The 25,771-nt window shown below is 60.0% G+C and carries 29 protein-coding genes and 1 tRNA gene; 11 read left to right on the top strand and 19 right to left on the bottom strand.

What is annotated here, in order from left to right; translation table 11 throughout:
- Positions 1-73: 73 nt before the first annotated feature.
- Both GOW72_RS12935 and GOW72_RS12930 read left to right on the top strand, forming a co-directional pair.
- Entirely contained in the window at positions 74-1,303 is a 1,230-nt protein-coding gene (locus GOW72_RS12935; RefSeq protein ID WP_170367112.1) for an acyl-CoA dehydrogenase, read from the top strand.
- Between the two features lie 130 nt (positions 1,304-1,433).
- Positions 1,434-2,201 (top strand): SDR family oxidoreductase, encoded by a 768-nt coding sequence (locus tag GOW72_RS12930; protein WP_170367111.1) that lies wholly within the window; start codon positions 1,434-1,436, stop codon positions 2,199-2,201.
- Here GOW72_RS12930 and GOW72_RS12925 read toward each other — a convergent pair.
- Positions 2,198-3,067 (bottom strand): acyl-CoA thioesterase, encoded by an 870-nt coding sequence (locus GOW72_RS12925; RefSeq protein ID WP_170367110.1) that lies wholly within the window; start codon positions 3,065-3,067, stop codon positions 2,198-2,200. The genes GOW72_RS12930 and GOW72_RS12925 overlap by 4 nt on opposite strands.
- 49 nt (positions 3,068-3,116) lie before the next feature.
- Positions 3,117-4,292, bottom strand: a complete 1,176-nt coding sequence (locus tag GOW72_RS12920) for a serine hydrolase domain-containing protein (protein WP_342355379.1) — start codon at positions 4,290-4,292, stop codon at positions 3,117-3,119.
- Between GOW72_RS12920 and GOW72_RS19090 the strand changes: the two genes are divergently transcribed.
- A complete protein-coding gene (locus tag GOW72_RS19090; RefSeq protein WP_342355378.1) occupies positions 4,212-5,159 on the top strand; it encodes a 2-hydroxychromene-2-carboxylate isomerase in 948 nt (315 codons plus the stop codon). The genes GOW72_RS12920 and GOW72_RS19090 overlap by 81 nt on opposite strands.
- Positions 5,160-5,163: 4 nt before the next feature.
- On the opposite strand, the gene GOW72_RS12910 is transcribed toward GOW72_RS19090, so the two are convergent.
- The 3 genes from GOW72_RS12910 to GOW72_RS12900 are packed head-to-tail and all read right to left on the bottom strand — an operon-like array spanning position 5,164 to position 7,845.
- Positions 5,164-5,958 (bottom strand): IclR family transcriptional regulator, encoded by a 795-nt coding sequence (locus GOW72_RS12910; protein WP_342355377.1) that lies wholly within the window; start codon positions 5,956-5,958, stop codon positions 5,164-5,166.
- 10 nt (positions 5,959-5,968) lie between these two features.
- Positions 5,969-6,994: a phosphotransferase gene (locus GOW72_RS12905; RefSeq protein WP_170367106.1), complete on the bottom strand. Its 1,026-nt coding sequence runs from the start codon at positions 6,992-6,994 to the stop codon at positions 5,969-5,971.
- Between the two features lie 32 nt (positions 6,995-7,026).
- The gene (locus GOW72_RS12900; protein ID WP_170367105.1) at positions 7,027-7,845 is read right to left on the bottom strand and encodes an SDR family NAD(P)-dependent oxidoreductase; all 819 of its coding nucleotides are present in this window, start codon (positions 7,843-7,845) and stop codon (positions 7,027-7,029) included.
- A 154-nt stretch (positions 7,846-7,999) separates the two neighbouring features.
- On the opposite strand from GOW72_RS12900, the gene GOW72_RS12895 reads away from it, so the two are divergent.
- The 3 genes from GOW72_RS12895 (at position 8,000) to GOW72_RS12885 (ending at position 10,327) form a co-directional block, all read left to right on the top strand.
- Positions 8,000-8,995 carry an NADPH:quinone oxidoreductase family protein gene (locus GOW72_RS12895; RefSeq protein WP_170367104.1) on the top strand — a complete coding sequence of 332 codons (996 nt, stop codon included), beginning with the start codon at positions 8,000-8,002 and terminating at the stop codon, positions 8,993-8,995.
- Positions 8,996-9,125: 130 nt separating this feature from the next.
- Positions 9,126-9,575, top strand: coding sequence for a type II 3-dehydroquinate dehydratase (aroQ, locus tag GOW72_RS12890; protein ID WP_170339183.1), 450 nt, complete (start codon positions 9,126-9,128; stop codon positions 9,573-9,575).
- The gene (locus GOW72_RS12885) at positions 9,575-10,327 is read left to right on the top strand and encodes a LuxR family transcriptional regulator (protein WP_093962957.1); all 753 of its coding nucleotides are present in this window, start codon (positions 9,575-9,577) and stop codon (positions 10,325-10,327) included. Before aroQ ends, GOW72_RS12885 begins: the two co-directional genes overlap by 1 nt.
- A 346-nt stretch (positions 10,328-10,673) precedes the next feature.
- Here the strand turns inward: GOW72_RS12885 and tsf are convergent, their stop codons facing one another.
- The 5 genes from tsf to GOW72_RS12860 form a co-directional block, all read right to left on the bottom strand.
- Positions 10,674-11,549, bottom strand: coding sequence for a translation elongation factor Ts (gene tsf / locus GOW72_RS12880; RefSeq protein WP_093962057.1), 876 nt, complete (start codon positions 11,547-11,549; stop codon positions 10,674-10,676).
- Positions 11,550-11,625: 76 nt separating this feature from the next.
- Positions 11,626-12,405: a 30S ribosomal protein S2 gene (gene rpsB, locus GOW72_RS12875; protein WP_093962056.1), complete on the bottom strand. Its 780-nt coding sequence runs from the start codon at positions 12,403-12,405 to the stop codon at positions 11,626-11,628.
- 168 nt (positions 12,406-12,573) lie between these two features.
- A complete protein-coding gene (gene olsA, locus GOW72_RS12870; protein WP_170367103.1) occupies positions 12,574-13,428 on the bottom strand; it encodes a lyso-ornithine lipid O-acyltransferase in 855 nt (284 codons plus the stop codon).
- Positions 13,415-14,170, bottom strand: a complete 756-nt coding sequence (gene olsB / locus GOW72_RS12865) for an L-ornithine N(alpha)-acyltransferase (protein WP_170339190.1) — start codon at positions 14,168-14,170, stop codon at positions 13,415-13,417. Before olsB ends, olsA begins: the two co-directional genes overlap by 14 nt.
- A gap of 108 nt (positions 14,171-14,278) precedes the next feature.
- Positions 14,279-14,461, bottom strand: coding sequence for a DUF3553 domain-containing protein (locus GOW72_RS12860; protein WP_170339192.1), 183 nt, complete (start codon positions 14,459-14,461; stop codon positions 14,279-14,281).
- Between the two features lie 45 nt (positions 14,462-14,506).
- Here GOW72_RS12860 and GOW72_RS12855 point away from each other — a divergent pair, with 45 nt between their 5' ends.
- Positions 14,507-15,103, top strand: a complete 597-nt coding sequence (locus GOW72_RS12855; protein ID WP_170367102.1) for a histidine phosphotransferase family protein — start codon at positions 14,507-14,509, stop codon at positions 15,101-15,103.
- Positions 15,104-15,112: 9 nt separating this feature from the next.
- Here GOW72_RS12855 and GOW72_RS12850 read toward each other — a convergent pair whose 3' ends face one another.
- The 9 genes from GOW72_RS12850 to GOW72_RS12810 all read right to left on the bottom strand — a co-directional run bounded on the left by GOW72_RS12850 (position 15,113) and on the right by GOW72_RS12810 (position 22,583).
- On the bottom strand, positions 15,113-16,375 hold the full coding sequence (locus tag GOW72_RS12850; RefSeq protein WP_170367101.1) for a glutamate-5-semialdehyde dehydrogenase: 1,263 nt from the start codon (positions 16,373-16,375) through the stop codon (positions 15,113-15,115).
- Positions 16,376-16,426: 51 nt separating this feature from the next.
- Entirely contained in the window at positions 16,427-17,533 is a 1,107-nt protein-coding gene (gene proB, locus GOW72_RS12845; protein ID WP_170357823.1) for a glutamate 5-kinase, read from the bottom strand.
- On the bottom strand, positions 17,521-18,555 hold the full coding sequence (obgE, locus tag GOW72_RS12840; protein ID WP_170367100.1) for a GTPase ObgE: 1,035 nt from the start codon (positions 18,553-18,555) through the stop codon (positions 17,521-17,523). Before obgE ends, proB begins: the two co-directional genes overlap by 13 nt.
- A 37-nt stretch (positions 18,556-18,592) precedes the next feature.
- Positions 18,593-19,129, bottom strand: coding sequence for a GNAT family N-acetyltransferase (locus GOW72_RS12835; RefSeq protein ID WP_170367099.1), 537 nt, complete (start codon positions 19,127-19,129; stop codon positions 18,593-18,595).
- Positions 19,126-19,734, bottom strand: a complete 609-nt coding sequence (locus GOW72_RS12830) for a LysE family translocator (RefSeq protein ID WP_170367098.1) — start codon at positions 19,732-19,734, stop codon at positions 19,126-19,128. The genes GOW72_RS12835 and GOW72_RS12830 overlap by 4 nt, the downstream gene beginning before the upstream one ends.
- A 96-nt stretch (positions 19,735-19,830) precedes the next feature.
- The gene (rpmA, locus tag GOW72_RS12825) at positions 19,831-20,100 is read right to left on the bottom strand and encodes a 50S ribosomal protein L27 (protein WP_005983052.1); all 270 of its coding nucleotides are present in this window, start codon (positions 20,098-20,100) and stop codon (positions 19,831-19,833) included.
- 11 nt (positions 20,101-20,111) lie between these two features.
- Positions 20,112-20,726 (bottom strand): 50S ribosomal protein L21, encoded by a 615-nt coding sequence (locus GOW72_RS12820; RefSeq protein ID WP_170367097.1) that lies wholly within the window; start codon positions 20,724-20,726, stop codon positions 20,112-20,114.
- 208 nt (positions 20,727-20,934) lie between these two features.
- Positions 20,935-21,741 carry a DUF2059 domain-containing protein gene (locus GOW72_RS12815; protein WP_170367096.1) on the bottom strand — a complete coding sequence of 269 codons (807 nt, stop codon included), beginning with the start codon at positions 21,739-21,741 and terminating at the stop codon, positions 20,935-20,937.
- On the bottom strand, positions 21,741-22,583 hold the full coding sequence (locus GOW72_RS12810) for a DUF2059 domain-containing protein (protein ID WP_170357817.1): 843 nt from the start codon (positions 22,581-22,583) through the stop codon (positions 21,741-21,743). The genes GOW72_RS12815 and GOW72_RS12810 overlap by 1 nt, the downstream gene beginning before the upstream one ends.
- A 123-nt stretch (positions 22,584-22,706) precedes the next feature.
- Between GOW72_RS12810 and GOW72_RS12805 the strand changes: the two genes are divergently transcribed.
- The 4 genes from GOW72_RS12805 (at position 22,707) to GOW72_RS12790 (ending at position 25,768) form a co-directional block, all read left to right on the top strand.
- Positions 22,707-22,796 (top strand) — tRNA-Ser (locus GOW72_RS12805).
- Between the two features lie 208 nt (positions 22,797-23,004).
- Complete coding sequence (locus tag GOW72_RS12800; RefSeq protein ID WP_093962956.1) at positions 23,005-23,556, top strand: hypothetical protein; 552 nt, start codon at positions 23,005-23,007, stop codon at positions 23,554-23,556.
- Between the two features lie 232 nt (positions 23,557-23,788).
- On the top strand, positions 23,789-24,817 hold the full coding sequence (locus GOW72_RS12795; RefSeq protein ID WP_170367095.1) for a zinc-binding dehydrogenase: 1,029 nt from the start codon (positions 23,789-23,791) through the stop codon (positions 24,815-24,817).
- A 75-nt stretch (positions 24,818-24,892) separates the two neighbouring features.
- Positions 24,893-25,768 carry a branched-chain amino acid ABC transporter permease gene (locus GOW72_RS12790; protein WP_005983028.1) on the top strand — a complete coding sequence of 292 codons (876 nt, stop codon included), beginning with the start codon at positions 24,893-24,895 and terminating at the stop codon, positions 25,766-25,768.
- Positions 25,769-25,771 lie beyond the last annotated feature (3 nt).

Below are 25,771 nucleotides of genomic sequence, written 5' to 3'. Positions count from 1 at the left end.
TTGCAAATGTCTCGCTGTTTTTTGCGTAAATTGCAGGGTAGGGTGCGTATGAACTTCAGTTTGGAGCCAGAAGATGAACGCCCCCGACACCAAACCTGCATTGCGCGCAAAGGATGCGCCCGATCTTGGCCGCTTTACCTGGGACGATCCGTTCCGCCTGTCTGATCAACTGACCGAGGATGAACGCCTGATCGCCGACAGCGCGCGTGCGTATGCGCAGGAAAAGCTGCAGCCTCGGGTAACTCAGGCGTTTCAGAACGAGGAAACCGATCCTGAAATCTTCCGTGAGATGGGCGAAATGGGCCTGCTGGGCACCACCATTCCCGAAGAATACGGCGGGATTGGCGCCGGTTACGTCACCTACGGTCTCGTCGCGCGCGAGGTCGAACGTGTGGATTCCGGCTATCGCTCGATGATGTCGGTGCAAAGCTCGCTGGTGATGTATCCGATCTATGCCTATGGCAGTGAAGAGCAGCGCCGGAAATACCTGCCGAAACTGGCCAGTGGTGAATGGATCGGTTGCTTTGGCCTGACCGAACCGGATGCGGGGTCTGATCCGGCGGGCATGAAAACCCGGGCGGAAAAGATCGACGGCGGCTACCGTCTGACCGGCAGCAAGATGTGGATTACCAACGCGCCAATTGCCGATGTGTTTGTTGTCTGGGCCAAGTCCGATGCGCATGACGGAAAGATCCGCGGCTTCGTACTGGAAAAAGGCGCCAAAGGTCTGAGCGCGCCCAAGATCCAAAACAAGCTTAGCCTGCGCGCGTCAATCACCGGCGAAATCGTGATGGATGGCGTGGAGGTCGACGAAAGTGCCTTGCTGCCTCACGTCCAGGGCCTGAAAGGGCCGTTCGGATGCCTGAACCGAGCACGCTATGGCATCAGTTGGGGTGTCATGGGGGCCGCAGAATGCTGCTGGCACGCGGCGCGTCAGTATGGATTGGATCGCAAGCAGTTCAATCGTCCTTTGGCGCAGACACAGCTGTTCCAAAAGAAACTTGCGGACATGCAGACCGAAATCGCGTTGGGCTTGCAGGCCAGCTTGACGGTCGGACGGCTGATGGACAAAGCCGAAGCAGCGCCTGAGATGATCTCGATCATCAAGCGGAACAATTGCGGCAAGGCGTTGGATATCGCACGGATGGCGCGGGACATGCATGGTGGCAACGGGATCTCGTTGGAGTTCCAAGTCATTCGGCACATGGTCAACCTTGAGACCGTTAATACCTACGAGGGCACGCATGATGTTCATGCGTTGATCTTGGGGCGGGCGCAGACCGGGTTGCAGGCATTCTACTGATCCGCAATCTAAAGATCGCGTAATCGGTATTATGTAAATAAAACTGTGAGACCTGGCACCGCTACGTTCGCGTTGGCGGTGCTATTTCAACCTGTTACGGTCCTGTGTGAACCCAAGACAGGATGCGCTGATGGACCTTCAGGGAAAAATCGTAGTTGTTACCGGTGCAGCCCAAGGCATCGGCAAAGGTATGGCGACGCGCTTCGCGGCGGACGGCGCGCATGTGATCTGTGCGGATATTGATGAAGCCGGCGCCCTAGCAGTCGCCCAGGACATTGGCGGGCATTCGTTCAAATGCGATGTGGCCGACGAACACGATATCCAGCAAATGATCGAAAGTGTTGAATCCAGGATCGGCCCCATTGATCTGTTCTGTGCCAACGCCGGCATTCTGACGCTTGGCGGTCTCGATGTTCCCGATGCGCATTGGGAAAGGATCTGGAAGATCAACGTCATGTCTCATGTGTGGACGGCACGCCATCTGGTGCCGCGGATGATTGCGCGCGGCGGCGGCTACATATTGATCACGGCTTCCGCTGCGGGGCTGCTCAACCAGCCCGGAGCCGCGCCATACGGAGTCACCAAACATGCGGCGGTTGGTTTCGCGGAATGGCTGGCTTTGACCTATGCCGACAAAGGCATCCGGGTCTCGGTCTTGTGTCCTCAGGCCGTCCGATCGGAAATGACCAAAGGGTTTGAAGACTCAGTTGCCGCGATTGATGGCATGCTTGAACCCGAGGACGTGGCACAGGCTTGTGTCGAGGCCATTGGCACCGAGACCTTTCTGATTCTGCCGCATCCGCAGGTTCTGGATTACATGCGCTTGAAAACCGCCGATTACGACCGTTGGATTTCAGGAATGAACAAGTTGAATCAGCAGTTTGCAGGCGATACCTAGTCTTTCTTGCGGGCGCGGCGCAGAAGGCCTTCCTGCGCGACGGAGGCGACCAAGGTACCGTCCTGCGCATAGATTGACCCGCGGTTGAAGCTGCGTCCCTGCCCCGTCCATGGCGACTCCATGGAATAGAGATGCCAGTTCTGGAAATGAACCGGTGCATGAAACCAGATCGCGTGATCCAGGCTCGCGCCATTAATTTCGCCCGTGAACCAGCTCAACCCGTGCGGCCGCATGCCGGAACTCAGCAGCGCCATGTCCGAGGCATAGGCCAGCAACAGGTGTTGGGTCACGTGATCAGCCTGTTCCGCTGCTCCCATGCGGAACCACAGATGGTTTCGGTCGTCGCTTTTCTCGGGCTGGAATATGTCCAAGGGCTCAATTTCGCGCACTTCGATCGGACGTTCACGCAGCAATTCGGCGCGCAGCCTTTCGGGAACGCGGTTCAGGTATTTCTGCCGCAATTCATCGCGGGACGGTTGCGTTTCGGGCGATGGGACATCAGGCATCGCGTGCTGATGGTTCCAGCCTTCATCCTGAATGTGGAACGAGGCCGACATGTTGAGGATCTGCTTGCCGTGCTGGATTGCCACCACGCGCCGTGTGGTGAACGATCCGCCATCCCGCGCGCGATCTACCTGATAGATAACCGGAATTTCCGGATCTCCCGGACGGATGAAATAGGCATGTAGCGAATGGCAAAGGCGGTTTTCGACCGTTCGGTACGCGGCCGCCAGAGCCTGCGCAATGACCTGACCGCCAAATATCCGCGTGGGCGTTTCACCGCCGGACCCGGTGCCTCGGAACAAGTCTACCTCAAGGCGTTCAATGTCCAGCAAATCCAACAGGATGCGTTCGGCTTCGGTCATTCGACTCTCTCTGGTTCTGTTCGTGATCGGCCTAGCAGGCCGGCGCGGGTCATTCAATGAGGGCGGCGTGAACCAGAGCTTTGAGTTCTGAGCGTGACGGGTAAGAACTGGAGGGCGACAACTGAGTAAAGAAAACAGCCGACAGGTCGTTCTTTTGGTCGACCCAGAAAAAGGTCGACGCCATTCCGCCCCAACTGAAATCTCCGACTGATCCAGGGGTACGTGCACGGCCCGGGTCCAAAACCACAGCGCCGCCAAGCCCGAACCCCATGCCGTCCATTGGCTGTTCGGCAAAGCTTTGGGGCCCCATGGACGCGATGTCGCCCGGCAAGTGGTTGCGCATCATGAAGTCCACTGTGCTCGGGCCCAGCAGTCGTTGATCACCCACCTGCCCATTTGCGCGCAGCATCTCGGCGAAACGGGCAAAATCGTCGATCGTGCTGACCAGCCCACCACCGCCGGAAAACAGCGTGGCCGCTTCGAATGGCGAGTTTCCGGCCTGATCCACCAATCGCAACGTTTCGCCGCCGGACCTGGCCGCGTTCAGGGCCATCGCGTCTCCGTCGAGCGGTGTGTAGAGCGAGGCGAACCGGTCCCCTGCCCCTTTGGGAACCGAAAACCCGGTTTCGTCCATCCCAAGCGGCCCAAAGATCTCATCGGCAAAGAATTCGTCCAGACTCCTGCCGGACACCACTTCGACCACGCGTCCGATTACGTCGATGCCAACCGAATACTCCCAGCGGCTGCCGGGTTGAAACGCCAGCGGCAATGCAGCCACGGCCCGAACCTGATCGGCCAGCAGACCCTGGTCCGGTTTGAACATCAGGTCCTGAGCATCCATCGCAGCGGGCAGAATGCCCGGGTTGAATGGATAGCTTAGCCCGCTGGTGTGGGTCAGCAGTTGATGCAGGGTCGGCGACGTCGAGTCTTCTGTTTGATCAATGGATTGCGCGTCTTTCCGCAACGCCTTCATGTCGGCGAATTCCGGCAGAAACTCGGACACCGGCGCCTCAAGGTGCATTAGACCTTGTTCTACCAGCATCATCAGCGCTGTCGTGGTTACTGGCTTGGTCATCGAGTAGATGCGAACCAAGGTCTGGCGGTCGAACGGAAAATCACCCTCGAGACTACGCAATCCGCAATCGTGAAAGAACTCTTCGCGCCCGTGCTGCTTCAACAGAAAGGCACACCCGGGGTATTTTCGTTCGTCCACATACCTTTGCATCCATGTCTGAATGCGGTTCAGCCTCGTCCGATCAAACTGCATTGGCCGAAATTTCCCCGTTTTTTCTTTCACCTACGCGCAATCCTGCCGCCCGGTGGCAAAGAAAAACAGCCCAAAAAACAAAGCCGGCAAAAATTGCCGGGCGGGCGATCTGCAAGTCTGCTCTCGGCCACGACCCGCGACGCTGCTAGACTGACGGCGTTCTGGATTCGTGATTTGCAGCCGTTACCCCCTGATTTCGCCACCGGCCGGAGGTGCCAGATGACGCAGAACGTGGAATTCGTATACGACTTTTGCAGCCCGAACGCTTACCTCGCTCATAAGGTTTTGCCAGATCTCGCCGCGCGCCACGGGGCCGCGATTCGCTTTGTGCCCGTTCTTCTGAGCACAGTTTTCAAGGCTACCAACAACCAGAGCCCATTTCGGGCGTTCTCGGAAAATCGGAAGAAATCGGCGTATCTGACCCATGACCTGCACCGCTTTGCGCGGCGGCGCGGCTTGAACTTTCATATGAGCCCCTATTTTCCGCTGAACACGAAATTCGCCATGCGTGGGGCGGTCGCAGCGATGGGAAAATCATGGGAAGACAGATATGTAGACGCCGTTTTTGATGCAATATGGGTGCACGGGCAGAAGATTGACGACCTGAATGTGTTGACCGACATCATTCAAGAACGTGACCTGCCCGTACGAAAAATCCGTGAGGCGATCACCGGCGATCTGGCAAAGCAGACTCTGAAAGATCAGACAAAAGCGGCCGTTCGCCGCGGAGTTTTCGGGGTGCCCTGCCTGTTTGTCGGGTCTGAGATGTTTTTTGGTAAGAACAGCCTGGCCAACGTAGAACTTGAACTCGAGGCGTTGCACTGAGGTTTCATGGACGCAGTCCCAATTGCCGGGCGGCATCTATCAGCTTGTGCGCGTGGTCTCCTTCAAGCTCTTCCGGGGTCACGTAAAAGCTGGGTCCGCCGATATTCAATCCAAATACCCGCCCGTCGCTGGCGGTGGACACCGGAACGGAAATGGCATGGACGTCGTCCCGCCACAGAGAATATCCGGTACAATAACCTTGTGTATCGTATTCATCCAACGCGGTTTTTATCGAGTCGCGCAGGTGATTTTCGGGCAGGTTCAGATCGCGTCGTGCAGCGTAAACCGCGGTTTCCCTTTGATCCTCGGTCATTCCAACCAGAATGGCCCGCCCCATGGCCGAGGAGAACAACGGCAGCCGGGATCCGACATGCATGGTAAGCGCCACGTTCTGCGTCGACCTGCTGACCGCGACGTATACGACCTCGGCCCGATGCGCTTCGCCGAGGGCGGCCGTCAGGTAAGGATTGGCTCCATCGCGCAGTTCCCTCAGTACCTCGACGGCACGCTCGCATATGTCAGCCGCACCCAGAACTCCGAATCCCAGCCGCAGCACTCCGACACCAAGCCGATAAGAACCGCCTGCGTGATCCTGAACAAGATAACCCAGTTGGCACAGCGTATGGGTCAACCGCGAGATCGTTGGCTTGGGCAGACCCGTACGTTCAGCAAAATCCGTGTTGGTCAGGGCGGTTTCGCCGTGGCGAAAACACCGCAGCAGTTCAAGCCCCCGCGCCAGTGCAGTGACGAAGTTCCGATCCTTGCCAGTGTCGGCGCTTGATGATGTCTCGGATACCACGCCTGCCCCTCTATCCCAGCGCTGCAAGGCCATGTTTGGCGAACATGGGCACATAGGCTCCGAATGCGCGCGCCCGGGCCGGATCGGATGCATTCCCGTCCAGAGCGCGTTTGTAGACGCCCTGGAGAATTCCGGCCATGCGGAAGAAGTTGAACGCGAGATAGAAGCCGAAATTGTCGATCCCCGGTAATCCGCGCCGCTGACAGTATGAGGCGATGAACTGCTGATCGCTGGGCAGCCCAAGGCTGCTTCGGTCAACACCAGCCAGCCCCCGACCCTCTTTGCCCGGCGGCATCTGCCATTGCATGATTACGGCCGCCAGATCGGCATAAGGATGGCCGATGGTGGACAGCTCCCAATCCAAGACCCCGATGCAGCGGGTTCCGTCCCGCTCGAACATCAGATTGTCGATGCGATAGTCGCCATGAACCAGCGTTCGTTGACCATCATCCGCCGGGATCGAGCTTTCCAGCGCGTCGATCAGCGCATCCATGTCGGCAACCGTTTCGGTTTCCGAGGCGCGATACTGTTTGGTCCAGCGTGCGATCTGGCGTTCAAAGTAGTTTCCGGTCGGTCCGTAGTCGGACAGGCCCACGGCGTCGATGTCGACCATGTGCAATTCGGCCAGAACGCGGTTCATCTCATCCAGAACGGCGCTGCGGGTTTCGTTGGTTTCGCCCTTCATGGTCGGTTCCAGAAAATTCCGGCCGACAAGACGCTCCATGACATAGAAGGCAGAGCCGATGATGCTGTCATCCTCGCACAGCACGTACATGCGCGGCACCGGTACTTTGCTGTGCGCCAACGCGGTCTGAACACGGAATTCGCGGTCGACCGCGTGGGCGGATTTCAGCAGAACTCCGGGCGGCTTGCGCCGCAGAACATAGGATTTGCCAGGCGTGCGCAGTTCGTAGGTCGGATTGGACTGACCCACCGTGAACTTCGTCGCCTCAAGCGGACCGGCATAGCCTTGCAGGTTGGCGCGCAGATAGTCATCTACGGCGACAAGGTCGAGAGTGTTTGGGTCATCGCTCATGCGATCGGCCTCGCTTGATACTGGACCGGGTTTCACAGGGCATCAGCAAAGATGTTTCCTCCGGTCAGAACGTTGATACCACCCGAGACCGGGATCACGGCGCCGGTCACGTAACTGCCGCCGCGTCCGCTGAGGAACAGCATACAGCCCGCGATGTCCTCGTCGCGCCCGACACGGCCCAGCGGGACCGACTTGCCCACTTTCTCGCGTTTTTCCTCGTCAGCCGTGGCAAAGGCGGTCATGCGCGAAACGAACGGTCCCGGTGCCAGAGCATTCACAGTCACGCGGTAGGGCGACAGCTCCTTTGCCATGATCTTGGTCAGATGGATGACGGCCGCCTTCGACGCGGAATAGCTGTAGGCGCCATCACCCATCGGAACCTCGCCCATCACCGAGGCGACGTTGATTACCCGTGCCGGATCATCGTCCGAGCCCGATTGCATCAGCAGAGGTAGCAGCTTCTGGGTCAGATGAAAGATGCCGGCGACATTCACGGACATGACTTTGTCCCAGGCGTCATAGGGAAACTGCCCCATAGGAGCACCCCACGAGACGCCGGCATTGTTCATAAGAATATCAAGCTTTTGGGTGCGGTTGTTCACCTCTTCGACCAGCGCGTCAATGCCGGCCTCGCTGCTGACGTCACCGGCAAACCCTTCAGCGGTTCCGGGCGCATCCAGCGCGTTCAGTTCGGCGGCCACAGCTTCGCAGGCTTCGCCCTTACGCGAGGCGATCAGCACCCGCGCACCCGCGCGCAGCAGAGCCTCGGCTGCCATCCGACCAATGCCGGTCGCGCCGCCCGTGACCAAAGCAGTCTTGCCCGCTAGCGAAAATAAGTTCTCCGGTGTCATCAGCCTCTCCCCATAATTCGTTTTTATTGCGTCCTGAGTTCTATTTCAGGTCGGGTCAGTTTCACTATGCAGAATTGCATTTCACATCTGCCTTGACAACATGGTGTGAGGACCCGACCTTCGGGCCAACAAATGGCGAGGATCGGAAAACGAAATGCAAGCATTACTCAGCGTCGCCCCGGGTGGTCCGGAAACACTTGAACTGACCACCCTGCCCGATCCAACGCCCAAAAAGGGTCAGGTGCTGATCCGGGTACGTGCGGCAGGCGTGAATTTTCCGGACACGCTGATCATCCGCGATTTGTACCAGATGAAACCACCGCGCCCCTTCGCGCCCGGAGGGGAGGTGTCGGGCGATGTGATCGCCGTTGGAGATGGTGTTTCCGATCTGAAGGTCGGTGACCGCGTTCTGGCCCTGACAGGTCACGGAGGTTTCGCCGAACAGCTTTGCATTCCGGCCGCCAGCGCCGTTACCATCCCGGAGTCCATGCCGTACGAGGATGCGGCTTGTTTCATCTTCACCTACGGAACGTCCTACCATGCACTGAAGGATCGCGCCGGGCTCAAAGGCGGTGAAACTCTGTTGGTGCTTGGGGCCGCTGGCGGTGTCGGCTCGGCCGCGGTTGAATTGGGCAAAGCGATGGGCGCGCGTGTAATTGCCGCGGTGTCCACGGAAGACAAGGCTCAGTTTTGCAAGGATTTGGGCGCTGATGAGACGATCGTCTACTCCAAAGAGATGACGCGAGAGGCGCAAAAAGCGTTCTCGTCAGAAATCAAGAAGCTGGCGGGCGGTGATGGCGTTGATGTGGTCTATGATGCGGTTGGCGGCGACTACGCCGAGCCAGCATTGCGCGCGATGGCCTGGAAGGGGCGGTTTTTGGTCGTTGGCTTTCCGGCCGGTATCCCCAACATCCCGTTGAATCTGCCTTTGCTCAAAGGCTGTGAGATCGTCGGCGTGTTCTGGGGCGCGTCCGTATTCCGCGATCCGGCCGGACATGCCGAAAACTTGCGGGAACTGTTTGCCATGTATCATGGTGGCAAGATCAAGCCGCGTATCAGCGCCCGCTTTTCCTTGCCCCGCGCCGCCGAAGCTTTGGAGATGTTGGGCGACCGGTCGGTTCTCGGCAAAGTTGTCGTATCCATCGACTAGGAACGACATTCACGGTCGTTTCACCGCCTGTCCCCAAGACCGGACCTGCGCCCGCTCGCCTCATGAGAGCAAAGCCGGTAGACGCGTTTTCAATTCGCGGCTATGAAACAGGTATGGGGACAGAAAAATAATGCGTAGTATTCTTGTATTGAACGGACCGAACCTGAACCTGTTGGGCACACGGCAGCCCGAGGTTTACGGTCATACCACCTTGAAGATGATCGAAGACTTGTGCGTTTCGCATGGCGCATCGATCGGGTTGCGTGTCGAGTGCGCTCAATCAAACCATGAAGGTGTGTTGATCGATGCCATCCACGCCGCGCGCGGGACCCATGACGGGATCGTTCTGAATGCCGGCGCGTATACCCACACGTCAATAGCATTGATGGATGCCATTTCGTCAGCTCAATTGCCGGTGGTCGAGGTTCACCTGTCCAATATCCACGCCCGCGAGGCATTTCGGCACAAGTCCTACATCTCGGCCGTCGCCATCGGGCAGATCTGCGGCTTTGGCGCTCAAAGCTATGTTCTGGCGCTGGAAGCGCTGGCCGCGCATCTTCAGGAGGGTGGCGGCGCATGATGACGCTCAAGGAATACCTCAACTTTCTGAGCTATGTAAAAACCCTCGAAGAGCTTTGGGCCGCGCACACCGAACAGATGGCCAAGTATGGTTTTGACCGCCTGTTGTACGGACACACACAATACCGCACCCAAACGTCTTTGGGCGACCCCGAAGACTTCGTGATCCTGACCAATCACTGCAAGGAATACATGGACGGTTTCCTTCGGGATGGTCTCTATTTCCATGCGCCCATGCTGAAATGGGCGCTGGATCACGAAGGGGCCGCAAGCTGGAGCATGATCCGCGAGATGATGTCCAGCGGCACGATGACCAACGAAGAACGCAAGGTGTACGAGTTCAACCGCTCGAAAGGGATCACCGTCGGCTACACGATCAGTTTCACTTCGGTGTCCATGCGGTCGAAGGGGGCAATTTCGCTGGCCGCTCTGAACCGCAGCCAGGACGAGATGGACGAGATGTGGGCTGAGCATGGCGATGATATCCTGCTGATGAACAACATCGCCCACCTCAAAATTCTCACCCTGCCCTACAATCCCCCGAACCGCGCCTTGACCAAGCGGCAGCGTGAGGCTTTGGAATGGGTGGGTGACGGCAAAACGACCCAGGACATTGCCCTGCTGATGGGACTGACTTCGGCAACTGTTGAAAAACACCTCAGGCTGGCGCGCGAGGCTCTCTCTGTCGAGACGACTGCACAGGCGGTTTTGAAGGCTTCGCTGCAGAATCAGATGTTCGTCATGGAGGTCTGAATCCGCTGTCGCGCGGCAGTTGACCTTAGGTAAGGAATACATGACTTCCTAAAACCGCGCAGAAATTGCACATTGATCCTGTTCCGTGAGTGGTGGCTTTAGCCAAGGAACATTTGGACGGATCTTTGTATTGCCAAGGCTCTCCGTTCGCTCTGACAAAGGGCGCTTATTCGTCCGCGTGCCGATGTCGGAAATTTTGGGGGGCCTCGACCATCCCCATCTTGCGGGGCCCTCCAATTACTACTCTGATCAATCGGAAAATTCGCCAATAAAAAACCGGTCGCGCGTCGCGCAACCGGTTTCGGGTGTTTTTGGTTCAGCCCGGAAAACCCGGGCTGAACAGGCGTCAGCCCTGAGCCGCTTTGGCGACTTCAGCGGCAAAGTCTTCTTTTTCGACCACGATGCCTTCGCCAACTTCGAGGCGAACAAAACCGGTGATGGTTGCGCCGGCTTCCTTGGCCGCTGCTTCCACGGTCAGGTCGGGGTTCACAACGAACTGCTGGCTCAGCAGGGTCGATTCCGCGACGAATTTCTTCATGCGGCCCTCGATCATCTTTTCGATGACCTGCTCGGGCTTGCCGGACTCGCGCGCGATATCCATCTGGACCTGCTTTTCTTTTTCGACAACGGCCGGATCCAGGTCGGCTTCGGACAGAGCGGCCGGGTTCACGGCTGCGATGTGCATCGCGACTTGCTTGCCGATGGCTTCATCGCCGCCCGACAGAGCAACCAGAACACCGATCTTGCCCATGCCGTTGGTTGCGGCGTTGTGGACATACGAGACCACGGTGTCGCCCGACAGTTTGGCCATGCGGCGGACCGACATGTTTTCGCCGATGGTGGCGATCTTGTCGGTCAGCGTGTCGGCAACCGACTTGCCGCCCAGATCAGCGGCCAGCAGTTCCTCAACCGAGTCAACGCCCTGGGCTGCATAGGTGATCTTGCCGACCATTTCCTGGAACTCGGCGTTCTTCGCGACAAAGTCGGTTTCCGAGTTCACTTCGACAGCAACACCGTTGCCACCTTCGACGTGAACGGCAACCAGGCCTTCTGCTGCGGTACGGCCGGATTTCTTTGCGGCCTTCGCCAGACCTTTGGTGCGCAGCCAGTCAACGGCCTCGTCCATGTTGCCGCCGGTTTCGGTCAGCGCTTTTTTCGCGTCCATCATGCCTGCGCCGGTCGAGTCGCGCAGTTCTTTCACCATTGCTGCAGTGATTGCCATCTCTTGGCTCTCCTCAATTCAAACGGAATTGGGGCAGGTCTACCCTGCCCCATATGTCATTTACGTGACGGGCAGCTTACGCTTCGGCCGACGCTTCGGCTTCTTCTGCAACGGCTTCTTCAACCGGTGCTTCTTCGAACTCGCCTAGGTCGACGCCGGCGGCGCCCAGCTGTGCGGTCATGCCGTCCAGCGCAGCACGTGCGGCCAGGTCGCAATACAGTGCGATTGCACGGGCAGCATCGTCGTTGCCGGGGATGATGTAGTCCACACCATCCGGCGAGCAGTTGGTGTCGACGACAGCCACAACCGGGATACCCAGCTTGTTGGCTTCGGCGATGGCCAGGGCTTCTTTCTTGACGTCGATGACGAACAGCAGGTCAGGAACGCCGCCCATCTCGCGGATGCCGCCCAGCGAAGCCTGCAGCTTGGCCTGGTCACGCTCCATGCCCAGACGCTCTTTCTTCGTCAGGCCTTCAGCGCCCGATTCCATGGCTTCGTCGATCTGGTTCAGACGGTTGATCGACTGGGAAACGGTTTTCCAGTTGGTCAGCGTGCCGCCCAGCCAGCGGTGGTTCATGTAATACTGGGCCGACTTTTCAGCGGCTTCGGCGATCGGCTGTGCTGCCTGACGCTTGGTGCCGACAAACAGAACGCGGCCACCTTTGGCGACGGTATCACGCACCGCCTGCAGCGCCTGGTCCAGCATCGGAACGGTCTGGGTCAGGTCCATGATGTGGATGCCGTTGCGCGCGCCATAGATGAACGGCGCCATGCGGGGGTTCCAACGCTGTGTTTGGTGACCAAAGTGAACGCCAGCTTCCAGCAGCTGACGCATGGTGAACTCGGGAAGAGCCATGCTATTTTTTCCTTTTCCGGTTTTCGCCTTGGCGGGGGTGAAAGAAGCGTTTGCTCCAACCGGCGGCCTTGATGAGGATGTCTCCCTCAAAACGACCAAACCCCGCCTGCGGATTTGAATGCCGCGCGTATACGGCAGGTTGACTGATGGTGCAAGGGGCTTTTACCCCTATTTTTCTGGCCGCGCCAAGGCATGCCCGTGGCGAACGGCCTGCTCGCAATGCGCGGCCAAAGCCTTGCGGTTGTCGAAATCGCTGACCCGCGCCGGAGAATGATAAATCAATTCGACCCGCCCCTGCCGCCGCGCGCCCAGCGTCTTCAGAAGATGCGGGGCAAAATCCATGTCCCCCCACCAGCCATAGAACCGGTCCGGCTGCCCATCGGGCGCGTGGTAGACAACCGAAACCGGTTGAACATACATGAAATCACGCAGTTCATCTGCAAAGAATGCCGCAAAAAGCGTTGTTTTAAATGGCAAAACTCGCAGTCCGTCCGTCGATGTGCCCTCTGGAAAAAACAACAGCTTGTGCCCGACCTTCAGACGGTCCTCGAACAATCTGGTCTGCTCGCGCGCTTTCTTGGGATTGCGTTCGATGAACACGGTTCCGGTGGCCCGGGCCAGCCAACCAATGCCGGGCCAATTCGCCACCTCGGCCTTGGACACGAAGTATACACGCTTGCGGGCGTTGAGCGCGAAGATGTCCAGCCAAGACGTGTGGTTGGCCACGACGGCTCCGCGATGCTGCATCAGCTCACCCGAGCTTGAAAATCCGATCCCAAGAATTCGAAACGCATTGCGACACACGAATTGGGCAATGAAGGGCGTTACTGGTCGACGCAGGCCAAAGATGGGTCTTTCGACCAGGCGCACAAGCAAAAGAACGATCAGACCACCGAACACCAGCACAGCCAGAGGAAGCCCCCGGAGGATCACCAAAATCCAACCCCACACGCCCAACTCAACCGGGTCCGGGTCGTCCGAGCTGTGCCAGACAGCACCGTTTAGCACGTCACGCTCCGCCATAGATGCGTCTCTGTCTTTCGTTCATCCGAGTGGTGTCGAGGATCAGGCAAACGTCGGTGGTGTTGAATGCATGGTCGATGAATGCCCCCTCGCCCACAAACCCGCCCAATCGAAGATAGGCCTTGATCAAGGCCGGAACCTGCAACATCGCACTCCGTCGATCCAGCGCATCTTTCGGAACCAGGTTCATGTTCTGATAAACATCCGGCTGCGCACGCACCCGCAGTTCGGGTGGAGCCAGGTGGTTGTGATGCAGCATCGACATAGGCTGGGCAAGGTGCTTGACGTCTGTGCCGTGAAAACTGGCAACGCCGAACAGAACCTCGATCTCCCGTTCGGACACATATTTCGCGAGGCCATTCCACAAATGATACATTGCGGTTCCGCCGCGATAGTCCGGATGCAGGCAGGACCGGCCGAGTTCCAGCAATTTGCGGCCGCTGTTTTTCAGAACGGTAAGGTCGTATTCATCCTCAGAGTAGAACCGTCCGACTTCAGCTACGCGGTCACCCGGCAACAGGCGGTAGACTCCGACCACTTCTCCGGTGACGTCGTCATAGGCCAGCATGTGATCAAAATACGGGTCGAACTGGTCGCGTTCCAGGCCCTCTGCATGATCGACCATCTCTCCGCCACCGCCCAATTCACGCACGAAGACGTCATAACGCAGCCGCTGCGCCGCGCGCAGTTCCTCGTCGGTTTCGGCAAGTTTGACAGTGAATGAAGGGCCCGTATCCGGCATGTGGAATGGTCGTCGTCTTGTTGCGATCCCAGCGCTGATACCGCAGCTGCGCGGCGAATGGCAACACGAACCGGGTGGCGAGCCCCGTTAACCTTTCCTAAACCAGTTTCATGGATCAAGAACCGGCATCAAGGCGATGCGTGTTCCGTCAATCACCACTTTGCCCTGGTCGCGAAAGTTCACGGTGATCTTGCCCCCGATGTTGGACTGGACCTGTCCAACGCCCCAGTCAGGGAAATCTGGGTGGCGGACAAACATGCCCGGTGCAAGAATGGCATTCAGATCTGTCATGCGACGGCTCCGGGTCGGGCATGGGGGATACCACAGGAGGTACGCATGGGCGACACCAACGTCAACCTGGCCGAGTTGATCGGCTCTCGGATCTGCCACGATTTGATCAGCCCGATCGGCGCGATCACCAATGGGCTGGAACTGTTGGAGATGGTTGGCGGCACCCAGGGCCCCGAGATGGAACTGATCACCGGCAGCGTCGGCAGCGCCGGGGCGCGGATTCGGTTCTTTCGCGTGGCCTTTGGCGCGGCCAGCGATCAGCCGCTGGGCCGCAGCGAAGTGACGGACCTGCTGCGCGATGTCAACCACGCGGGCCGTGTCCGGGTGCATTGGAACGTCACCGAGGCGATGCCGCGCAATCAGATCAAACTGGCCTTTCTGGCCATCATGTGCTGCGAAAGCGCCATGCCGATGGGCGGCGAGGTAAAGATCGACAGCGTGGGCGACAAATGGACGGTCACTGGTACGGCCGACCGCATGAATGTCGATCCCGACCTGTGGAAAGGCCTCCCAACCGGCACATTCGCCAACAAGGTCACGCCGGCGCAGGTGCAGTTCGCCCTGCTGCCGCAGACGGCGGCCGCTCAGGGCCGCCGGGTTTCGGCCGAGACGGGCGCAACCCGCGTGGTGCTGCGGTTCTGACGCAGCGCCTCAGGCGCGCGTCGTGCCGTTGCCGCGCACCAGGTATTTGAAGCTGGTCAGCTGCGCCGCCCCCACCGGGCCGCGCGCGTGCATCTTGCCCGTGGCGATTCCGATCTCGGCGCCCATTCCGAACTCACCCCCGTCGGCAAATTGGGTCGAGGCGTTGTGCATCAGGATCGCACTGTCGAGCCGTTCAAAGAAGCGGTCGGCGGCGGACTGATCCTCGGTCATGATGCAATCGGTATGGTTCGATCCGTATTGCCGGATATGCGCGATTGCTTCGTCGATATCGGTCACCGGTTTTGCGGCGATGATGCTGTCCAGAAACTCCTTGCCCCAGTCGGCATCGGTGGCCGGCACGGTGCCGTCGATGGCCAGCGCACCCGCGGCGTGGACCTCGACGCCAGCGGCCAGCAGCGCCGCGATCACGTCGCGCCCCAGCGTTTCCGCGATATCCTGATGCACCAGCAGGCATTCGGCCGCCCCGCAGATGCCAGTGCGGCGCGTCTTTGCGTTCAGCACCACGTCCAGCGTTTTCTGCGGATCCGCAGCCTTGTCGATGTAGATGTGCACGATCCCTTCAAGATGGGCAAAGACCGGCACCCGCGCCTCGCGCTGGACCAACCCGACCAGCCCCTTGCCACCACGCGGCACGATGACGTCGACATAGTCGGTCATGGTCAGCAATTCCTGCACCGCCGCCCGATCACGGGTCGGGACCAGCTGGATCGCATCCTCGGGCAGGTTTGCGGCCTTCAGACCCTCGACCAGGCAAGCGTGGATCGCGGTTGAAGAATGAAAGCTCTCGGATCCGCCGCGCAGGATCACGGCGTTCCCCGACTTGAGGCAAAGCGCCCCGGCATCAGCGGTCACGTTCGGGCGGCTTTCATAGATCACGCCGATCACGCCCAGCGGGGTGCGTACGCGGCGGATGTTCAGCCCCGAAGGCATATCCCATTCGGCCAGAACCTCACCCACCGGATCGGTCTGTTCGGCCACGGTGCGCAACCCGTCGACCATGCCCTGAATGCGCGCCTCGTCCAGCATCAACCGGTCCATCATGGCCGGGCTCAGACCCTTGTCGCGGCCATAGTCCAGGTCTTTCTTGTTGGCCTCGATGATCTGTGCGCGGTTCTTCCACACGGCGTCGGCCGCGGCGATCAACGCGGCGTGTTTGCGCTCGGCCGAGGCGAAAGCCAGATCCCGAGACGCATCCTTGGCGCGCTTGCCAAGATCGGCCATCAGGGCGGGAATGCTGTCAAAGTCCTTCATGTCATCTGCCTTTCCGGTCGTCGGACCAGCCAAATCTATCAGTTTTCGCAGCTACAAAGCCAGATCGTCGCGGTGGATCATCACAGCGCGGCCGGGATAGCCGAGTGCGTCCTCGATCTCGGAGGATTTGCGCCCCTTGATGGCATCGGCCTCATGCGCGGTATAGCGGCTGAGGCCCAATCCCAGACGCCGGCCTTCGTGATCCTTGATCGCCACCGGGTCGCCCCGTCCGAAATCGCCCGTCACTTCGACGATGCCGGCCGGCAACAGGCTTTTGCCATTTTCCAGCGCCCGCGCGGCCCCTGCATCGACCGTGATCTCGCCCCGCGGCTTCATCGCCGAGATCCAGCGTTTGCGCGCCGCATGCGGGTCCAGCTTGGCCTTGAACCAAGTGCTGTTCGCGCCATTGTTCAGCAATTTTAGCGGGTTCAAAGGCGATCCTTCCGTAATCGCCATGTCGCAGCCCGCCGCCGTCGCCATCTGCGCGGCCATCAGCTTGGTCTTCATGCCGCCCTTGGACAGCCCCGAACCGGCGTCACCGGCCATCGCCTCGATCTCGGGCGTGATCGCGTCGATCACGTCAAACCGGGTGGCGGACGGGTCCTCGGCAGGGTTGCCAGTGTAGAACCCATCGACATCGGACAGCAGAATCAATTGGTCCGCACCGACGGTCACGGCGATCTGCGCGGCCAGGCGATCATTGTCGCCGTACCGGATTTCATCCGTGGCCACCGTATCGTTCTCGTTCACGATGGGCACGACACCCAACCCCAGCAGAGTTTCCAGCGTCGCGCGCGAGTTCAGGTACCGGCGGCGGTTCTCGCTGTCTTCAAGCGTCACCAGAACCTGCGCCGTGGTGATGTCGTGCGGTGCCAACGCCTCTTCATAGGCCCGCGCCAGCCGGATCTGACCGACGGCGGCAGCGGCCTGGGACTGCTCCAGCGACAGCGCGGTTGCGGGCAGACCCAGAACGCCGCGCCCCAGCGCGATCGAACCGGACGAGACCAGAACCACATCGGCCCCCTGCCCCTTGAGCCACGCCACGTCCTGCGCCAGCGAATGCAACCACTCCGAACGCAGCTTGCCGGTCGCACGATCGACCAGCAACGCCGAGCCGATCTTGACCACCAGGCGCTTTGCGTCGGTCAGGGCTGCCACGTCTCGCGCTCCTCAGTGGGTTTCTGACGCAGGCGGTTTTCGTCGATCTGGGCGCGCAGGGCCCGCAAAACTTCGGTCACGCCCTGCCGGGCGACGCCCGACATGGTCATGACAGCGCCGCTCACGGCCTCTTTCAACTCGGCCTTGGCCAGTTCGAGCTGTTCTTCGTCCAGCGCGTCAATCTTGTTCAACACGGTGATCCGGGGCTTGTCAGCCAGCGCGCCGCCATAGGCCTCAAGCTCGTGGATGATGGTGTGATAATCCTGCGCGATGGTCTCGGACGTGCCGTCGACCAGATGCAGCAACACCGCGCAGCGTTCGACATGGCCCAGAAAACGGTCGCCGATGCCGCGGCCTTCATGCGCGCCTTCGATCAGGCCGGGAATGTCGGCCACAACGAATTCCACGTTGTCCACACCGACGACGCCCAGATTAGGATACAGCGTGGTAAAGGGATAATCGGCGATCTTGGGCCGAGCGTTCGAGGTGGCGGCCAGAAAGGTCGACTTGCCCGCATTCGGCAGGCCCAGCAGACCCACATCGGCAATCAATTTCAGACGCAGCCAGATCGTACGGTCCACGCCCGGCTGCCCCGGATTGGCCCGGCGCGGCGCCTGGTTTGTGGCCGATTTGAAATGCAGGTTGCCGAAACCGCCATTGCCACCCCGCGCCAGCAGGACACGTTGCCCCACTTCGGTCAGGTCGGCGATCACCGTCTCCTGATCCTCGTCCAGGATCTCGGTTCCGACGGGCACGCGCAGAATGATGTCGTCGCCATCCTTGCCGGTGCGCTGCTGGCCCCGGCCGGGCTGTCCGTTCTTGGCAAAGAAATGCTGCTGAAAGCGGAAGTCGATCAGGGTGTTCAGTCCGTCCACGACCTCGGCCCAGACGGACCCGCCCTTGCCGCCGTCCCCGCCATCGGGGCCGCCGTATTCGATGTACTTTTCGCGTCGGAAGCTGACGCACCCGCTACCGCCGGCCCCGGACCGGATGTAGACCTTTGCAAGATCGAGAAATTTCATGTCAGTCCCCTACTGCAAAGGCCCCATCGGCCACAAGTCAGAGTTTTTTGCTGTACGTCCAGGTGGGCACATTTGCGTCGCGCGGCACCGAAAAGCTTTCGGCATCGCCAAGATACTGGAACCCGCAATGGGTCAGAACCCGTGCCGAGGCGGGATTGTCCTGAAACACGCTGGCAAACATCGTGGCGTTTTCCAACGGATTCGCCTGAACCAGCGTTTCCACCGCCAGCGAGGCGATGCCCGTGTTCCAATACAAGGGCGCGACCCAATAGCCCACTTCGGACTGGTTGCGATCCAGCCGCTTGAGCGAGATCACCCCGATCAACTCGGGCCCGCCATCCTTGATGGCGTCCATCGCCCAGACGTCCTCGTCCCGGTCCTCGGCCATGGCGCGGGTCACGAAAGCCTCGATCGAACCGGGCGGCAAGGGGTGCGGGATCGACGTGGTCATGCGCGCCACGCGCTCGTCCCCGGCGTAGTGCTCGATCAGGCCCATGTCCGACCGGCGCAGCGGGCGCAGGTCGAACCGCTCGGTTTCAATGACCGGCTGATTTATGATTGCCTCAAGTTTCATTGGTGTGTTCCTCCTCCGAACAACACGAAAAGTACGGATGCAACAGTCAGACCCGCGAGAGTCCACATCAGATATTTTTCCGCCGGCCGTCCCGCAACCACGCGTGCAATTCTATCGCCCGCAAAGGTCCAGATCGGGTGCAGGACCAACTGGCAGGTCAACAAAACGAGCGCGATCGTGAGCGTCGCACTCAGCACCGACGTTCCCGCCGCGACGAACCCGGTGAAACCCGCGATGATCATCGCCCAGGCCTTGGGGTTCAGCGGATGCACCACCAGCCCGGCCCAGAAACCCGGAACCGACTCGCCCGCGTCCTGATGGGACAGGCGCAGGTTGGCGATTTTCCACGCAAGCCAGCAAATATAGGCCGCCGAAGCATATTTCAGAACCGCAAACACTGTCGGGGCCTGTTCTGCCAGTTGCAGAAGGCCAAAGCCCAGCGGCCAGATGATCAGCTGCTTGCCCAGAACCACGCCTGCCACGAAAGGCAGTGCCGCGCGGAACCCATAGCGCGCACCCGTTCCCAACAGGACCATGTTGGCCGGTCCCGGCGTGCCGACCTGGCTGGCGGCAAAGATCAGGAAACTGGTGGTTGCAACGGGCATCGGGGCTTTCGATCAAATCTGCGTCAAAACGAGAAAGGGGACCGGCACTTTGTGCCGGTCCCCCATGAATTTTTCTTAAACCTTCTGGGTTTCGGCTTACTCTGCGGCCTCCGCCACTGGCAGGACCGAAATGAAGGTGCGGTTTTTGAGTCCCTTGTGGAACTTCACGGCGCCATCGACAGTTGCAAAGATGGTGTGATCCTTGCCCATGCCCACGCCTTCGCCCGGCCAGAACTTGGTGCCGCGCTGACGCACGATGATGTTGCCTGCAACGGCGGCCTGGCCACCATACAGTTTCACGCCAAGGCGACGACCCGCTGAGTCGCGGCCGTTACGGGAGGAACCGCCAGCTTTTTTATGTGCCATTCTCTCTCTCCTTAGCCTTTGGCCAGCTCTTTGGCCTGCTCAACCCATTCGGGTTTCACTTTGACCGTCTCGATAGCAGCAATCTGCTCGTCCGACAAGGCGGCCAGAGCGGCAAAGCTTTCGATACCGGCTTCGGCCAGTTTCTTGGCAGCTGCGGGGCCAACACCGGTGATCTTGGTCAGATCGTCGGCGGCGGCAGCAGCGGCCGGGGCTTCTGCCTTGGCAGCGGCTTTCTTGGCGGGTTTCGCTGCTTTCGCAACTTCACCTGCCGGAGCCGAACCGGTTGCGGCCTTGACGCCCGACTTGTCCGCGCCCGAGGGCAGGATGTCGGTGATCTTGACCAGGGTCAGCTTCTGACGGTGGCCAACGGTGCGCTTCGAGCTGTGCTTGCGGCGGCGCTTGACGAATTTGATGACCTTGTCACCCTTGATCTGTTCGATCACTTCCGCCTGAACGGCCGCGCCATCGATGAACGGCGCGCCGACAACGGGGGCATCGCCACCCAGCATCAGAACGTCGTTGAATTGGACTTTTTCACCTGCGTCGGCAGCCAGTTTTTCAACGCGGAGCACGTCGCCCGCCTGAACCTTGTACTGCTTGCCGCCAGTCTTGAGGACTGCAAACATGCGTCTTTCCTTTTTCTACCGCGTTCTGTGGTCCCCGTCAGACGGGTGTTTCGGCCAAGGCCACCTCGAACAGCGCGCCCTTTTCGGGCGGATGAACGACCGTCAGGGCGCACCCGTCAGGCCAACAATAACGATACCCGGCGCGGAGGTTCCGGCCGGGATGCGCGCTTATCCACGGATCACACGGCAAAGTCAACAGCAAACCGGCCTAAAGATCCGACGCTTGCAGAACCTGCGCCACCGTCACGCCCAGCTGGTATGACAACTCGTTGAACATGGTGTCCAGACCAGCGAACAAGGCGTTGTTCAAGGCCTGCCCTGCCTCGGTACGTGAAAAGGCGATATTCTCGCGCAGCTGGGCCTCGCTGAGCGGTTGGTACGCAAACAGCAGGAACGAGTACAGCCACTCGCGGGTTTGGTGCTCGGACTGCGCTCCCTGCGCCAGCAATTGGGCCAACATTTCGCCGTCGTCGCCCGTGATGCCCTGCCCGTCCGCCAACCCACGGAAGAAATTGTAATCGGCCTGCAACGCTCCGCGCACGTTCCGATCAACAAGGTCGTTGATCTCGACATACTCATCGATCAGACGAAAATAGGCCGCATCACGATCGGCCTCCCGATAGGCGGCCATGGCCATCTCTTCGATGGCTTCGTCGGAAAAAGTTCGACGGGCCGAGTTTTCCAGAGACACGACGGCGCGGCCCAGATCGCTTTCGAAAAACAGCGCAGCCTGCTCCAGTTGCCCTTCGGACATACCGCCAGCCAGCGCGTCATAAATCTTGGCCTGCATCCACGCCTTGTCGTACAAGTCTTCAACCTGGGCCTCGAAAAACGATCCGCCCTCACCGTCCAGCAGGCTTTTGTCCAGTTCGCGCCCCTGCGCGACACCCTCATCACGCAGAATCTGCATCACGTCGGACAAATGCATTGCCTTGGTCAGACGGTCGACCTGGTCCGCCGTGACCGCACTGGCCCAACCGGCCAAAACCAGCCACAGAGCCAGAAACAGCCGCATCAGATGTCCTGAGCCGGACGCAGTTCGGCCATGCGCGCCGCCAGCACTTCAAACCGCATGGCCATGATCTCGTACTGGATTGCGTTCAACAGCTCGTAGACTTCCTGCATCAGCGGCTGTTCCAGCGCTTTGGTATAGGCGTCGACATCCGCGTCAGAGAAATCCTGATAGGTGTAGGCCGCATTGGCCAAGGCGGACAGTTGCAATGACTGCCGCATCTCGGGTTCGTTCAGCTTCATCATCTGGCGCAGCCCGTCCGCGTCCAACTGCAGGTCGATCACTCCGGCGGCGCTGGCGGCCAGCAGGAACCGCAGCTGGATCTCCTGCAGCGCCCGCAACGAGGTTTCGCTGGCATCGATGGCGCTGTTCATCCGCTTCAGGCTTTCGATGCGGCTCGAACCGGACTTGACCAGATCGGATATGATCTCCTGCCCCTCAAGTTGCTTGGCTTCGTCATCCTCGACAAGGTGCGAGGCATTTTCCGCCTCGACAAGCCGTTGTCCCAGATCCGAGGCATAAAACTCGACCGCGTGGTTCAGGGCCTCGTCGCTCAGCGTCTGTTCGAGAATCGCAACCGCTGTTTCATGCATGTCGTCGGTGTCGAACACCTCTTCCGTCAGACGCGTCCATTGCGAGCCAAAACCCTCGGGGTCGATCCCCAGCATCTGAGGCGCCGAAGCCGAGGCCAATGCGATGCTTTCCAGCGCCACGTCAAAACCCGTCGTCGTCAGAAAAGCCTCAATCCGATCCCGGCTGGCGGACAAGGCGTTTTGAGCCGTCAGAGCGAACGCGAACACGGGCAGGATGAGCAGAAGCGAAATGCGGTGCAGAAGATGTCTCATACATGTCAGCCTAGGAGATTTCGTCGGACTGGCAATGGAAAATCCGCGGTTTGGCGAATTCGGGAATTTTCTGCTTGCACCCCTCGGCGATCACAACTAAATCCCCCCCTCACAGACCCCCGCGGAGAGGTGCCGGAGTGGTCGAACGGGGCGGTCTCGAAAACCGTTGTGGGTGCAAGCCCACCCAGGGTTCGAATCCCTGTCTCTCCGCCACTACTTCCCAATGACGCCCCCCTTTCTTGTTCGCCTGATGGTTGCAACCGTGTATTTTCGCCGGTGGCGTGTTGTTGCCGCCGATCGTCTGACTGATCAGCGCCGAGTGGCCCAAACCCCGAACATGCGCCGAATCTTTGGGATTTCCCCTTTGATCTCAGGTAGTTTCTCCCCACATCAGCGGCACACATCCGAAAAGGAGACCCCAATGTCCCGCATTATCATCCTGATTATCATCGCCGGATTGGGTGCCGGCGCCTATTTCTACCTGAATCAGCCCGAGCCCACCCCGGCCGAGAAACTGCAGTCTGCCGCCAAAGAAGCCGGCGAGGCCGTTGGCGAGGCCGCAACCGCAGCCCAGGAAGCTGCCAGCGAGGCTTTGTCGACGGCCACGCAGCAAGCGGGTGACGCAGCCTCGGCCGCCGTCGAACAGGCCGGTGAAGCCGCCGAGCAAGCCGGTCAGACAGCCACGGATCTGGCAAACCAGGCCGGCGATGCTGCGACGGATCTGGCCAACCAGGCAGGCGATCAGGTTGCAGCACTCACTGCCCAAGGGCAGGAGTTGCTGAATACCTGGGTTGACGAAGGCATGCTGTCGGCCGAGCAGTTCGACTATGACGCGATGGTTGAATCCGTGAAAAACAGCCAGCTGAGCCAGGAAATCCAGGACCAGGTGATCAAGATCCTCGATGGCATCAAGGAAGCGCCGGAAACGGCTGCGCTCAAGATCCAGGAACTGCGCAACCTGTTGACGCAATAAGATCATTCGACAAGGCCGGCAATTGTCCGGCCTTGTCACACCTGCACCGGCTTCCCAATTCCCCAACGTTAACCCTGTGGTCGATTGACGTGCCCGGTGCCATTTGTTTGGCTTGGCTCAACCAGTCGCATCAAGTCGGGACGACCTATTGTCGGCATCGGTGCGCCCTGCCCCGGGGCGCACACTCGGATCGACCCGTTTGCTTGAAAATGTCGGAAACAAAGGAAAAAGAATGACTGACCTCCCCAAATCCATGTTTGCCGTGATCCAGAAATTTGACGGATACTCGGGTACCGCCACGGGCCCGGCGATCGAGGACGCCGCCGACTGGGTTGAGAATGCCGAGATCCCGGTGCCCACGCCTGGCCCTGGCCAGGTGCTGATCAAATTGCGCACCGCATCGGTGAACCCCTCAGACCTCCATTTCATCAAAGGTGAGTACGGTCAGCCGCGGGTCAAAGGTGCCCCGGCCGGTTTCGAAGGGTGCGGGGACGTCGTCGCCACCGGCGCGGGCGCCGAAGCGCTGAAGGGGCAAAGGGTCGCCTTCGTCGCCTCCGGGTCCGGCGCATGGGCCGAGTATGCCCTGACACAGGCGCAGATGTGCATTCCTTTACGGCCCGAGATATCGGACGATGACGGTGCCGCACAGATCGTCAATCCGCTGACCGCGATGGCAATGGTTGAGATCGCGCGGTCCGAAGGTGAGGCCTTTGTCGTTTCCGCGGCCACCAGCCAGTTGGGCAAGCTGATGTGCGGGCTGGGCCGAGACCTTGGCCTGAAGCCGATTGCGATGGTGCGGCGCCCTGAAACGGTCGGACTGCTCAAAAGCCACGGAGCGGCCGAGATCATCGTAACCACCGAAGACGATGCCGTCTCCAAGTTTGCTGCCATCAGCGCACAGCTCAAGCCGCGGGTGTTTTTGGATGCGGTCTCGGATCAGCTGTCCGAGCAGGTCTTCTGCGCCATGCCCAACGGCGCGCGCTGGGTGTCTTATGGCAAACTCAGCAGCGAGCCCCCGAAGCTGACCCAGATGGGCCAGCTGATCTTTATGAGCAAACGGATCGAGGGCTTCTGGCTGACCAAATGGATGATGTCCACTCCGCCCGAAGAGCAGATGCGCGCGATTGCCGAGGTGCAGGCCCGCTTTGCGGACGGACGGTGGAAAACGGATGTCTCGGCGCATGTCCCGCTGAACAAAATCGTTTCCGATCTGGCAGTTGCACTGAAAAAGAGTGACGGTAAGGTAATAATCACGCCATAGTAGAACAGGCGCCCCGGTGATTGGAGGAGATCCGGGGCGTCAGGACGCCGGGCAAACCGGCATGGGGAGGAGAATTTGGACAACGCACAGCTGCTGATCAGCGGGCTGGCGAATGGCTGTGTCTACGGCCTGATCGCGCTTGGCTTCGTTTTGATCTACAAGGCGACCGAGGCCGTGAACTTTGCCCAGGGCGATTTCATGATGCTGGGCGCCTTCGTCACCATCGGGCTGACCAATACCGAATATATGGGCCTGCCCTTCTGGCTGGCCCTGCCCATCTCGCTGGGGATCATGGGCGCGCTGGGGTACCTGCTGGACAGGCTGATCATCCGCCGCCTGTTCGGGGAAAGCCAGACCGCCGTGGTCATCCTGACCATCGCCTTGGGCTTCGTGATCCGCTTTGTCGCCGGGCTGATCTGGGGTCACGAGCCGCAGACGCTGGAAAACCCGCTTGCCGGCAAGGAGGTCCGCTTTGGCGGCCTGGTTCTGGGGATGGAGGACGTGGCGGTCATCGTCGTGACCGTGCTGCTGACCTGGGGGCTCTATGTGTTCTTCAGCAAGACCAAGCTGGGGCTGGCGATGCAGGGCGCTTCGCAGAACCAGTTGGCGGCCTATTACATGGGGGTACCGGTCAAGCGTGTTCAGGGTTTCATCTGGGGTCTGGCCGGCGTCGTGGCCGGGATCGCGGGCATCCTGTTCGCCGCCAAGGGTTCGGTCGATCCGACCACCGGGCTGCTGGGAATCAAGGCGTTTGCGGCCGCGGTCATCGGCGGGTTTGGCAGCCTGCCCGGAGCCTTGGCGGGCGGTCTGATCGTCGGCGTGATCGAACCCTTCGCCAGCCGCTACATCGCTGCGGGCTACAGCCAGATCGCGCCCTATGCGCTGTTGCTGGCGGTGCTGATCTTCCGTCCGCACGGCCTGTTCAGCCAGGTCCGGGTCAAGAAGGTCTGAGCG

The organism is Ruegeria arenilitoris, from assembly GCF_013032855.1.
GTDB lineage: Bacteria > Pseudomonadota > Alphaproteobacteria > Rhodobacterales > Rhodobacteraceae > Ruegeria > Ruegeria arenilitoris.
Note: the sequence above shows the minus strand (reverse complement) of the source record. Positions and strands in the feature narration are given on the sequence as shown.